The organism is Pseudorhizobium endolithicum, assembly GCF_902153245.2.
Lineage (GTDB): Bacteria > Pseudomonadota > Alphaproteobacteria > Rhizobiales > Rhizobiaceae > Neorhizobium > Neorhizobium endolithicum.
This window is the reverse complement of record NZ_CABFWF030000013.1, coordinates 228227-239469: the sequence shown is the minus strand read 5'-3', so window position 1 is coordinate 239469 and position 11243 is coordinate 228227. Positions and strand designations below refer to the sequence as shown.

Genomic DNA, 11243 nt, shown 5'->3' with positions numbered 1-11243 from the left:
ATGATGTCGGTATTTCCCGTTTCATTTCACTTCCGGATAGCCTTCTTCCAAACGGATGATAAGGAAAACTTACCGCCGGGCCATCCCTGGAGGCGGGAGGGGACTCTCGCCATTCCAACTGTATTGTAGTGACACATCTACGGTAGCTAAACAATTCGGGCACCCGGAGCGGTTAAAAGGGGGCGTCGGGTTGTTAACAGGATTTAAACCATAAAATCCGCCGAAAGCCCCATAAATCAAGGATCTTAGCGGAAATTAACCATAGCGTCAGAATCCGGCGCATCGCGGGGGCGAATTTAACCGGATGAAGCGCCTTGGCGGGCAAGGTCGAAGCAGTTCAGGTTAAGAGGTATCCGCATCATGGCTGTGCCAGCTATTGCATTCGAGGTTCCGGTCAGCGATCGCGCGGCCTGTCCCTCACACTCCCGGCCTATCGATCTCGTCCATCTTGCCGGGCAGACCATGGGCGACAGGTGCCTCGAGGACGAGATCCTGCAGATATTCGCCCGGCAGGCAAGGCGGGCGCTGCAGGAGATGGGCGGGGCCGATCAGGCCACCGTCCGCGCCGCCGCCCACAGGCTGAGAGGGGCGGCAAACTCCGTCGGCGCCTTTACCGTGGCGGACGCAGCGATGCGCATCGAGGAGAAGGGGGCGGACGCGCTGCTGTTTTCCAAGTTAAGCGCTGCCGTGGTCGAGGCCGAAAACTTCATCCTGAAGCTTTCCCGGTAAGCTTTTCCGGCCACCATTGCCGGTGCCGGGAGAGGTTCCTATGTTGACTGTCCGGCGGATTTGGCCGAAGACCGGCCCCGCCTAGAGACTGTTCTTACCGGATTTCCTGATCATGACGAAACTGACGATCGTCGCCTTCGACGGAACGCGCTTCGATATCGATGCGAGCAACGGATCGACGGTGATGGAGAATGCCGTGCGCAATTCCGTGCCAGGAATCGAGGCCGAGTGCGGCGGCGCCTGCGCCTGTGCCACCTGTCACGTCTATGTGGACGATGCCTGGGCGGATACTGTCGGCCCGCCGTCTCCGATGGAGGAGGACATGCTGGATTTCGCCTATGAGGTGAGACCCACGTCGAGACTTTCCTGCCAGATCAAGATGACCGATGCGCTTGAGGGCCTGGTCGTCAATGTGCCGGAACGGCAAGCCTGACATCTGCGGAAGACGACCGCCTGGTGGCGTCGGCTAGCCGCCGTTCTGCCCCAGCCGGTATTTGAGAAGCCGCATCATCCGGTTGTCGAAGTTCTTCGATTCCACCACGTCGAACCGCAGTTGATCGCGGTCATGGGCCTCCAGCACGCGCCGGGTGACGGAACCGACCTCCTGCTCCAGCTTCTCGCAGCTCGCCGCCGGCCGAAGTTTCAGGAGGTCGCGCTCCAGCGTCCGCGCATAGCTCCGCGCGATTTCCGCATGGCGCTCCTCATGACGTTTGATGTCGGCCGAGAGGGTGTCCCAGATGAAGCGCAGATCCTTTCCCGCGCCGCGCCTGTTGTTCCAGCGCGGAAGGATGAGGTGCGTGCGGAGCGTCACTTTCGCGCCCCCCACGGTGCAGCGTCCGCCGCGCTCGATATAGGTGACTTCACCACCGAACTTGATCTCGGTGGCACCCGGATGACGATGGCCCGTGGCGCGTGTCATCGGCCCGCGTCTCTCCAGTTCGCGGTCCAGATCCTCGGCCGTCCTGCCGCCGATGCTGAAATAGCCGTAGGTCTTGCTGATCAGCGGGTCGGCGCCGGCGGTGGTGGAGAGCATCAGGCACGCAAGAACGCCGCCGACGGCACGGCGGAAACGGGGAATCAGGGACATTCTGCGGCCTGCGGACATTGAACTTCATTGAAGCTTGGGGCATAGGCGTCGACAGCGCAACACAGAGGCAGATAAATTTGCGTTACTCCCGCAGAAATGATGCCGAACCGGCGCCGCGGTTCTCCAGGGACTGGAAAGTCGGCCGGGGCCGTGTGCTTGAACTGGGCAACCGCGGCCATATCATGGCGATCATCAACGTCACCCCGGATTCCTTTTCCGACGGCGGACTGCATCTCGCGGTTCAGGATGCGGTCGCTCATGGGCTCGCCTGCGCCGGCGAGGGCGCGGCCATCCTGGACGTGGGCGGGGAATCGACGCGCCCGGGGGCGGCTCCGGTAAGCGCGGTCGAAGAACAGGACCGGGTGCTGCCGGTGATAGAGCAGCTTGCGCGGCAGACGGATGCACTGATTTCCGTCGACACCTACAGGGCGGAGACGGCGCGGCTGGCGGTGGCGGCCGGAGCGCATGTCATCAACGACGTCCATGGCCTGCAGCGCGAACCCGATGTGGCCGCCGTGGCTGCGGAGCTGGCAGCCGGTCTTTGCATCATGCATACCGGACGGGGCAGGGAAGGCGAAATCGCCACGGACGTCATCGAGGACCAGAGGCGCTTCTTCGGCGTGTCGCTCGGCATAGCGGACGCCGCGGGCGTCGACCGGGACGCGGTCGTGCTCGATCCCGGTTTCGGCTTCGCCAAGAATGCGGAAGAAAACCTGGAACTGATGGCCCGGTTCCGTGAGCTGCAGACGCTGGGCCTGCCCTGGCTCGTCGGCACGTCTCGCAAACGCTTCATCGGATCGGCGACGGGGCGGGAGAAGGCATCGGACCGGGATGTCGGCACGGCCGCGACCACGGCGATCCTGCGTCTGGCCGGGGCCGCCATCTTCCGGGTCCACGACGTTGCGGCCAACCGCGATGCACTCGCCATTGCCGACGCGGTGCTGCAAGCCCAGGAAACGGAACGGACACCATGAGCACCTATGTGATCACCCTGAAGAACTGCGCCTTCTTCGCGCGGCATGGCGTGCTTCCCGAGGAAAACCGGCTGGGACAGCGGTTCTTCGTGGATGCCGAGATGGAGGTCGAGGCCGGCGACGTGCTCAGCACCGACCTCGTGGAGCATACGGTGGACTACGGCGTGGCGTTTTCGCTGATCGAGAAGGTCGTTACGGGCAGACAGCGCAAGCTGATCGAGGCGCTGGCGATGGACATAGCCAGGGCACTCTGTGACACATTTCCACAGATCGTCAGGACGGCGATCACCCTGCGCAAGCCGAGCGCCCCGGTCCAGGGGGTCCTGGACTACGCCGAAGTGCGTGTCGAGCATCGGCCTTGAACGGCATGACGGCGAAGGCCGCCCTGGGGCTCGGCGGCAATATCGGGGATCCTCCGGCGGCGATGGCGCAGGCGCTGAGGTGCCTGGACGAGCGCGCCGATTGCAGGATCGAAGCGGTCTCGCGCCTCTACCAGACGCCGCCTTGGGGCAAGACGGACCAGGCCGACTTCTTCAACTGCTGCGCCGTTATCGCGACCTCGCTGGAGCCGGAGGAATTGCTGGACGTCTGCCTTTCGATCGAGCGCGGCATGAAGAGGGAACGCCTGGAGCGGTGGGGGCCGCGGACGATCGATATCGACATCCTCGCCTACGAGGGACGACAGGCCGAGAGCGACCGGCTCACCCTGCCGCATCCACGTATGACCGAACGGAGCTTTGTGCTGATGCCGCTCGCCGACATCGCTCCGAAGATGCGCATTGGAGTCAAGACCGTATCGGAATGGCTGGAGACGGCCGACACCAGTGGAATCCAGGTGGTCGGCGAGACCGGCGACTGGTGGCGGCAGCGATAGCGGGCGCCGGCGATCAGCGGATGGAGCCGACCGCGATCGTATCGAGGTCGCGGTCGAGCGTCAGTCCGATGACCGGGATCATCTGGTCCTCGACCTTGACCGAAATGGTGATGTTCATCGTGTTTTCGTCGCGGAGGCTGGCGACCATCGCGCCGTTCAGCTGCGCGCGATTGATGCCGACGACGACCTTGTCGCCGTTGACCGCGCCCGAAATGATGTCGAGGCCCTTGCCCTCGGCGCCATCGAGGAACTTGCCCTTGTAGCCCTTGCCGTTCTGGGTGATGACGGCAGACATGGGCTGCTTGAAGACGCCGACGCGGCAGGTCCCGTCAAGCTTGATGCCGGCGGCGGCATCGGCCACCGCTTCGCCTGTCAGGTTGCAGTTGAACTTGGTGCCCTTGTACTTGCCCGCCACGATCTCGCCGGGCCCTTTCCACGTGCCGGCGACCGTCTGGAAGAAGGCCTTGTCGCGTGGGGCTGCCGATGCGGCAGGCGCGAGCGCCGACGTGGCGACAAGTGCGGCGGCAAGCCCGCCAATCAGCGAAAAGGTGCGCAGATACATGTGTCTTTCCCGGCGAGTGCCAACCCGTTTGCGAGCATGCAATCTACGGCCGGAATGGTTAACGACTGGTATCCACGCGCCTGCCGCCGGGACTAAAAAGGGTCACTGACGCTCGTCGCGGCTGCCGCCGAGAGGAGCGAGATCGGCGAGGAAGTCGCCGATCCCCGGTCGCTTCAAGGCGCGGAAGGGAAGGGGCCGGCAGAGGTCCATCGCCGCGATGCCGATCCGCGCGGTGAGGAGGCCGTTGATGACACCTTCACCCAGACGCTTGGACAGTTTCGCGGCCACGCCGTGCCCCAGAACCTGCTGCGCCAGACCATCTCCCACCGCAATCGAGCCGGTGACCGCGAGATGCGCGACGACATCGCGCATGAGCCGAAACAATCCGAGCCTGCCGGGCCGGCCTCCGTAGAGCTCCGCCATTGCGCGCACCAGGCGCGATACCTCGAAGACCACGTAGGCGAGATCGACAATCGCCCTGGGGCTGACGGCGGTGACGACGGAGACACGCTTAGAGGCGTTGAGGATCAGCGCGCGGGCTTGGCGGTCCAGAGGACCAAGCAATTCCCGTTCGGCAAGATCGATCAGTTGGGGGCCGTCGATGACCTCGTCCCGGGTCGCGTCCAGCACCGCTCGTCCCCTGGCCGTCTCGGCACGATGCGACAGGATGCCGGAGAGGCTTGCGACCACGGCGCGGGCCGGGCCGGGAAGCGGGGCGGTCGCCGCCGCTTCCGCCTCCGCCTTGAGGGACTGGACCGCCGAAAGCCGCATCAGGCCGGTGACCTCGCGGCCGACGACGACGGCGATCGCCAGCAGACCGATTGCAAGCACGGTCAGCGCGGCATAGCCGAGCCAGTCGGAGCGGGTAAAGAGGTCGCGAACCACACCATCCGCCCACAGGCCGAAGGCAAGCGAAAGAAAGGTGCCGAAGGCGGCAAGGGCAACGTTGGCGAAGGAGAACCGCCGGCGGCTCCGCGGTTCCGCAACCGGTACTTCCTGGCCCGCGAGTTCGGGCGGCGTGACGAAGGGATCCCGTTCGTCCGGAGTGACGATGACGTTTCCCTCGAAGCTTCTCGGGGCACGGCGAACCGCGGAGGCGGACGGGCTGCCTGCCTCCTCGTCGATGCGAAAGGCGCCGGGGCGGCGCCCGTTGTTGTCCAAAGCCGTCATGCGAGGCGATCTCCCAGGAGAAACTGCATAGCCCGGTCCAGACGGATGTGGGGAACCGACAGCTTCAGCCCGCCGCTGGTCTCCTCGAGTGCCGGTGGGCGGAACCGGACGAAGTTGATGTCGGGCATTTCCGAATCCGGTGATTCCAGGCTCCTGAACAGGACTTCCGGATCGCGCGGCAGGTCTCCGGGAAAGACGGCGGTCTTGCGTTTTCCGTCGAAGACTTCGCCACCGATCTTTTCGCCGGCCATGGGCGTGCCGACAATGACCGGCAGTTGGTGGCCGCCTTCGCTGACCGTCGCCTCGCGGGTGGCCCGCACCGAGGCGATCGCCATGACCTCGATCCCCGCACCGGCCATGCCGATCCGCTGAATGGCGCGATCGACGAGGCGGGCGGTAATCCGCTCCAGCCTGTCGTGGCTTTCGTGATGGAGATGGTCGGCCTTCGTCGCGGCAACCAGGACCCTGTCGATCCGGCGGCCGAGGAGAGACGACAGGAGGCTGTTGCTGCCCGGACGGAAGCACGCCAGCACGTCACCGAGAGCTCGTTCCAGATCCTGCACGGCCTCGCGGCCTCGGTTGATGGCCTGGAGGGCGTCGATCAGGACGATCTGGCGGTCGAGCCGCGCAAAATGCTCGCGGAAGAACGGCTTGACGACGATGGTCTTGTAGGCCTCGTACCTCCGCTCCATCATCGCCCGCAGCGAGCCCTTCGGCGCCGGCTGGTCCGGCAGGTGGGGGAGGGGTGCGAAGGTCAGCGCCGGGGAACCTTGGAGGTCGCCGGGCATCAGGAAGCGACCGGGCGGAAGGGTCGAGAGCGAGCGTTCATCCGACTTACAGGCCAAAAGGTAGGCGGCGAAGGCCTCGCCAAGACGGCGTGCGGTCAGCTCGTCCGCCGGCCCATCGACATCCAGACTACCCGCGAGCGCCAGCCATTCCTTCGCAAGTTCGGCGCGGATGCCGGTGCGGGCCAGAGCCACAGTATTGGCGCTGAACGTGCGGTAATCCTGGGCGAGCAGCGGAAGGTCGAGCAGCCATTCGCCGGGATAGTCGACAATGTCGATGGACAGGCGTCCCGGCGAGAACAGGCGGCTCCATCCGCTGGCGCTCTGGTAGTCGAGCGTTATGCGCAGTTCGGAGATGGCCCTGGTGGAATCCGGCCAGGTCCGTTCGCGAATGAGGGACTGGATGTGATCCTCGTACTGGAAGCGGGGAATGGCGTCGTCAGGCTGCGGCTCGAGCCGGATGCGTGACACGCGGCCGGACCGGACCGGCTCGAAAAGCGGCAGGCGTCCTCCGTTGAGCAGGTTGTGCACCAAGGACGAGATGAACACGGTCTTGCCCGCGCGCGACAAGCCCGTGACGCCCAGGCGCACCGTCGGATGAACGAGGGAGGAGGCTCTGTCGGCTAGATTGTCGATCGCGATTCGGGCGTCGTCGGTCAGGCTGGTCAACGAGGGCGGCAAGGCGAGTTCCTTTGTTTCCGCCTATATAGGGCCGACATTCCGGCGATGAAAGACGGCCGCAGGCCGGCTTCACGCGGTCAGGAAATCCACGATATCCCAGTATCGCCCATCGGAGCCTTGCGGGCGATCCAGTACGGCCAGACCCGCGGTCGGATAGCCCGTCGGGATCGCCGCGGCCGTCCGGTCGCTCCCCGCAAGCCTCTCCAGCACCTCCTCGATCGTGGGATTGTGGCCGATGAACATCAGCGATTCGGCATCGTTCGTGCTGGCGATCATCTCCAGATAGACATCGTAGGAGGCGTTGTAGAGCTCGTCTGCGAAAAGCAGTTCCAGGTCGTGGTCCAGGGCGCGGCGCATGGCTTCGGCCGTCTGGCGGCACCGCAACGCGGTCGAACTGACGATGCGGACCGGGCGGTAGCCGAGATCGACGGCCCTGTCGGCGAGGATCTCGGCTTCGGCGAAACCCTCCTCGTCCAGCGGCCGATCGAAATCCCGCTCGCCGGGCTGTGCCCAGGCCGATCTGGCGTGACGCAGCAAATAGATGCGCGAGGGGGATCTTCTGTTCATCTTTCCGCTGCCCGTACTGATCCTGGCGGATGGGTACCTGTGGCGGAAAGGCGCGTCAACCAAGACGATGGTCAGGAGGAGTATCGGAGCAAGAATGGCGTGACCGCAAAGGAGAGGTGCCCGCCGCACAGAATAAACCGGTTAAATATTAGGCGCTTAGCACAATAATTTGACAGTTTTAAAAATAGCGGGAAGGGGATCAACAGGGTTGAAGGGCGACGGCGGATTGGGATATAGAGCCCGCCTTGAGATGTTCTTCGGGAGAATCGCGTGAGTGAGAAGATCGATCTTAGCAACTATGTGCTCTCGGAAGACGATGAGTTCATGAATGCAAGCCAGAAGGCCTATTTCCGGGCGAAGCTGATTGCCTGGAAGAACGACATCCTTCGGGAAGCGCGCGAGACGCTGGACCATCTCGCGGAGGAGAGCGCCAACCATCCGGACCTCGCCGACCGGGCGTCCTCGGAGACGGACCGGGCGATCGAACTGCGGGCCCGGGACCGCCAGCGCAAGCTGATCGCCAAGATCGATGCAGCGCTGCAGCGTATCGAGGACGGCACCTACGGTTACTGCGAGGAGACCGGCGAGCCCATCGGACTCAAGCGTCTCGATGCCCGCCCGATCGCCACCTTGTCGATCGAGGCCCAGGAACGGCACGAACGTCGCGAGAAAGTCTACCGCGACGAGTGACAGGGCCGAGTTACCACGTTGTCGGGGGCGCGGGAAACTGCGCCCTTTTTTCATGGGCGAACGGCCCCGGCCGACGTGATCGACGAAACGGGCTACGGACGGGCGGCGCCTATCCGCCGGTGACGCTCATGTGCCGCGCGACGGCCGGACGATTGTGATTGCGGTCGATGATGAAGTCGTGGCCCTTGGGCTTGCGCAGGATCGCCTCATCGATCGCCTGCGACAGGAGGGCGTCGTCCTCGGAGGCGCGCAGCGCCGTGCGGAGGTCGGCGGCGTCGTTCTGGCCGAGACACATGTAGAGCGTGCCCGTGCAGGTCAGGCGAACCCGGTTGCAGCTTTCGCAGAAATTATGGGTCATCGGCGTGATGAAGCCCAGGCGCCCGCCGGTTTCGGCAACCTCCACGTATCGGGCGGGGCCGCCGGTCCTGTAGGGGATGTCGATGAGCGTGAACTGCCGCTCCAGGTCCGCCCGCAGTTCCGAGAGAGGCAGGTAGCGGTCGGTCCGGTCCTCCTCGATCTCTCCCATGGGCATGGTCTCGATGACGGTCATGTCCATGCCGAGGCCATGGGCGAAACGCAGCATGTCGGGGATCTCGTGCTGGTTGAAATCCTTCAGCGCCACGGCATTGAGCTTGATCTTCAGGCCCGCCTTCCGGGCGGCATCGATGCCTTCCATGACCTTGGAGAAGTCGCCCCAGCGGGTGATGGTCCTGAACTTGTCTGGGTCGAGGGTGTCAAGGGACACGTTGATGCGACGGACACCGCAGGCATAGAGCTCCTCCGCATGGCGCGCGAGCTGCGATCCGTTGGTCGTCAGGGTCAGTTCCTCAAGTGCGCCGGTGTCGATATGGCGTCCGAGCTCACGGATCAGGTGCATGATGTTCTTGCGCACCAGCGGCTCGCCGCCCGTCAGGCGCAGCTTGCGCACGCCCTTGGCGATGAAGGCGGAACAGAGCCGGTTCAGTTCCTCCAGCGTCAGCAGGTCCTTCTTCGGCAGGAATGTCATGTTTTCCGCCATGCAATAGGTGCAGCGGAAGTCGCAGCGATCCGTGACGGAAACCCGCAGATAGGTGACGGCGCGACCGAACGGATCGATCATCGGCGCCCCTTCGGCGCTAAGCGGACGGGCATTGCCCAGCGGTCCTGGCAGAGTGTTCAAGTCTTTCCTCCTGAACGGGCAAAGTGGGCGGCATTGCCGCTCGCGTCAAGAGCAAGCCGGTTGCGAGACGGCGCGCAAGCCTCTAGTGCTCTCCTATTGCTCGGAAGGAAGCGGAAGAGAGATGTCGGATCTATGGCCAACTGAATTGCGCGTCGCCAAGGACCGGCGGGTGCTCCATGTCACTTTCAACGACGGACGGTCCTATCCGCTGGCGGCGGAAATGCTCCGGGTGCTGTCGCCGTCGGCCGAGGTGCAGGGACACGGTCCGGGCCAGAAGGTGACCGTGCCGGGCAAGCGGAATGTCGGCATCGCCAACCTGACGCCGGCAGGCAACTATGCCGTGCGCATCGGTTTCGACGACGGTCACGGCAGCGGCATCTATACCTGGACCTATCTGCGGGAACTCGGAGAGGAAGGCGAACGGTTGTTTGCCGATTACGAGCGGGAACTCATCGGGAAGGGACTGACCCGTGATCCGCCTGCGCGAGGCCTCTGAACGGCGGGGTCACTCGCCATTCTCGGCAATTTCGGACTGAAGCGCTTCGACCACCCGCTCCATGTTGCCCGCGATGGCAAGGCATTCGTCTATGGGCGTGGCCGAGAGGATGCGCTCGATCAGCGTTGTCTGGATTGCCATCGCCTTCTCGCTTACCCGCCGGCCTTCGTCGGTAAGAAACAGGCGCAGAACCCGTTTGTCCCTTGCGTCGCCGCGCCGTTCGATCAGCCCGCGCCGCTCCATCTGCGGCAGCGTCATGCTGATGTTGGAGCGGCCGACGAGCAGCTTGCGGGCAAGCTCCTGCTGGGAGATTCCCTCGAACCGATAGAGGTTCACCAGGATGTCCAGGTGAGGGGGCTTGATGTCCAGCGGCGCCAGTTCGCGCGTCAGCACCGTCTGCATCAGTTGGCAGGCGCGCGCAACCGCGATCCAGCTCTTGAAGCGCGGGTGGTCCCACGGCAGGGATTGATTTTTGTTCATTCCTGTACTTTATTGTTCATCATTGAACATTCTAGAGGTCTTCCTCATGCCGCCGATCGCAATCAAGGCCATTCGTCCTCTTTTCTCCATCGGCGGACGGCTCGCACCGCGCGCGACCGCCCGGCTCGCCTTCCAGCTTTTCTGCCTTACTCCTGCGCGCAAACCCGCCGGCGCCAAGGCCCACAAGGTTCACTCCGAGGGAAGCAGACGTCTGGCTGCCGCGCAAACCATGCCGTTTCGGGTCGGAAAAGCAAGAGTGATGGCCTACCTCCTCCAGGGCGCCGGTGCCGCACCCCGAAAGCGTATGCTGGTCGTGCATGGATGGGGATCGGCCGCGGCTTATATTTCCGGCCTCGCGGAGGGGCTTGCGGCGGGTGGTGCGGATGTCGTGGTATTGGACCTTCCCGGCCATGGACGCTCAACTGGCCGGCATCTCAACATGCGCATGGCCGTGGAGGCGATTGTCGAGGCGGAGCGGCATTTCGGGCCTTTCGACGGTGCCGTCGGGCACTCGTTCGGCGGCGCGAGCCTACTGCTGGCCGCTGGCGGAATCATGCCCGCCGCCGGCCGGATCTCGCCGCAGCGCATGGCCGTGATCGGCTCGCCGACCCGGATCGAATGGCTTTTCGATGGATTTTCGCAGATGTTGGGCCTCAACCAGTCGGTTCGGACGAGCCTCATCGAACATGCCGAATCGGTCGCGGGCGCGCCCCTGTCGCAATTCGATGCCATCCCGATCGCAGAACGGATAAGGACACCGCTCCTCGTGGTTCACGCGGAGGAGGACAAGGAGGTCGATGCCGCTCACGCACGGCGTTACGCGTCCGTCCCGTCGGCGCGCATCCACTGGGCGAACGGCCATGGGCACCGGCGGATCATCGCCGCGCCCGAGGTCATCGATACGGTGGTCGGATTTCTTGTCATGGACGACAAGGGAGACCGCCGAAGTACCGCCGCCTGAGGTTGAACCTGTCCGGCCGTCACCATAG

Annotated in this window: 15 protein-coding genes; 8 read left to right on the top strand and 7 right to left on the bottom strand. The window is 64.2% G+C overall.

The features are described from left to right. Positions 1 to 360: 360 nt before the first annotated feature. Both RTCK_RS14310 and RTCK_RS14305 read left to right on the top strand, forming a co-directional pair. The gene (locus tag RTCK_RS14310) at positions 361 to 729 is read left to right on the top strand and encodes an Hpt domain-containing protein (protein ID WP_142593295.1); all 369 of its coding nucleotides are present in this window, start codon (positions 361 to 363) and stop codon (positions 727 to 729) included. A 112-nt stretch (positions 730 to 841) separates the two neighbouring features. Continuing rightward, positions 842 to 1162, top strand: coding sequence for a 2Fe-2S iron-sulfur cluster-binding protein (locus RTCK_RS14305; protein ID WP_142593294.1), 321 nt, complete (start codon positions 842 to 844; stop codon positions 1160 to 1162). A 33-nt stretch (positions 1163 to 1195) separates the two neighbouring features. Here the strand turns inward: RTCK_RS14305 and RTCK_RS14300 are convergent, their stop codons facing one another. After that, positions 1196 to 1816, bottom strand: a complete 621-nt coding sequence (locus tag RTCK_RS14300; protein WP_142593293.1) for a DUF922 domain-containing Zn-dependent protease — start codon at positions 1814 to 1816, stop codon at positions 1196 to 1198. A 77-nt stretch (positions 1817 to 1893) separates the two neighbouring features. On the opposite strand from RTCK_RS14300, the gene folP reads away from it, so the two are divergent. Genes folP through folK form a run of 3 tightly spaced genes read left to right on the top strand, consistent with a single transcriptional unit; the run spans position 1894 to position 3664 of the window. After that, positions 1894 to 2790: a dihydropteroate synthase gene (gene folP, locus RTCK_RS14295; protein WP_235988700.1), complete on the top strand. Its 897-nt coding sequence runs from the start codon at positions 1894 to 1896 to the stop codon at positions 2788 to 2790. Continuing rightward, positions 2787 to 3152, top strand: coding sequence for a dihydroneopterin aldolase (gene folB / locus RTCK_RS14290; RefSeq protein WP_142593292.1), 366 nt, complete (start codon positions 2787 to 2789; stop codon positions 3150 to 3152). The genes folP and folB overlap by 4 nt, the downstream gene beginning before the upstream one ends. A gap of 5 nt (positions 3153 to 3157) precedes the next feature. Further along, positions 3158 to 3664: a 2-amino-4-hydroxy-6-hydroxymethyldihydropteridine diphosphokinase gene (gene folK, locus RTCK_RS14285; RefSeq protein ID WP_142593427.1), complete on the top strand. Its 507-nt coding sequence runs from the start codon at positions 3158 to 3160 to the stop codon at positions 3662 to 3664. Between the two features lie 13 nt (positions 3665 to 3677). Here the strand turns inward: folK and RTCK_RS14280 are convergent, their stop codons facing one another. From RTCK_RS14280 to RTCK_RS14265, 4 genes are all read right to left on the bottom strand, one after another. Further along, on the bottom strand, positions 3678 to 4226 hold the full coding sequence (locus tag RTCK_RS14280; RefSeq protein WP_142593291.1) for a hypothetical protein: 549 nt from the start codon (positions 4224 to 4226) through the stop codon (positions 3678 to 3680). A 102-nt stretch (positions 4227 to 4328) separates the two neighbouring features. Continuing rightward, positions 4329 to 5396 (bottom strand): YcjF family protein, encoded by a 1068-nt coding sequence (locus tag RTCK_RS14275; RefSeq protein ID WP_142593290.1) that lies wholly within the window; start codon positions 5394 to 5396, stop codon positions 4329 to 4331. Further along, on the bottom strand, positions 5393 to 6862 hold the full coding sequence (locus tag RTCK_RS14270) for a YcjX family GTP-binding protein (protein WP_142593289.1): 1470 nt from the start codon (positions 6860 to 6862) through the stop codon (positions 5393 to 5395). The genes RTCK_RS14275 and RTCK_RS14270 overlap by 4 nt, the downstream gene beginning before the upstream one ends. Before the next feature lie 69 nt (positions 6863 to 6931). Continuing rightward, positions 6932 to 7429, bottom strand: a complete 498-nt coding sequence (locus RTCK_RS14265; RefSeq protein ID WP_142593288.1) for a SixA phosphatase family protein — start codon at positions 7427 to 7429, stop codon at positions 6932 to 6934. 270 nt (positions 7430 to 7699) lie between these two features. Between RTCK_RS14265 and dksA the strand changes: the two genes are divergently transcribed. Next, positions 7700 to 8119 (top strand): RNA polymerase-binding protein DksA, encoded by a 420-nt coding sequence (gene dksA, locus RTCK_RS14260; protein WP_142520571.1) that lies wholly within the window; start codon positions 7700 to 7702, stop codon positions 8117 to 8119. A 109-nt stretch (positions 8120 to 8228) separates the two neighbouring features. Here the strand turns inward: dksA and moaA are convergent, their stop codons facing one another. Then, a complete protein-coding gene (moaA, locus tag RTCK_RS14255; protein WP_142593287.1) occupies positions 8229 to 9278 on the bottom strand; it encodes a GTP 3',8-cyclase MoaA in 1050 nt (349 codons plus the stop codon). Positions 9279 to 9399: 121 nt separating this feature from the next. Here moaA and RTCK_RS14250 point away from each other — a divergent pair, with 121 nt between their 5' ends. Further along, positions 9400 to 9774 (top strand): gamma-butyrobetaine hydroxylase-like domain-containing protein, encoded by a 375-nt coding sequence (locus RTCK_RS14250; RefSeq protein ID WP_142593286.1) that lies wholly within the window; start codon positions 9400 to 9402, stop codon positions 9772 to 9774. Positions 9775 to 9783: 9 nt separating this feature from the next. Here the strand turns inward: RTCK_RS14250 and RTCK_RS14245 are convergent, their stop codons facing one another. Beyond that, positions 9784 to 10254 (bottom strand): MarR family winged helix-turn-helix transcriptional regulator, encoded by a 471-nt coding sequence (locus RTCK_RS14245; RefSeq protein ID WP_142593285.1) that lies wholly within the window; start codon positions 10252 to 10254, stop codon positions 9784 to 9786. Positions 10255 to 10300: 46 nt separating this feature from the next. Between RTCK_RS14245 and RTCK_RS14240 the strand changes: the two genes are divergently transcribed. After that, positions 10301 to 11215 carry an alpha/beta hydrolase gene (locus RTCK_RS14240; protein ID WP_142520575.1) on the top strand — a complete coding sequence of 305 codons (915 nt, stop codon included), beginning with the start codon at positions 10301 to 10303 and terminating at the stop codon, positions 11213 to 11215. Positions 11216 to 11243 lie beyond the last annotated feature (28 nt).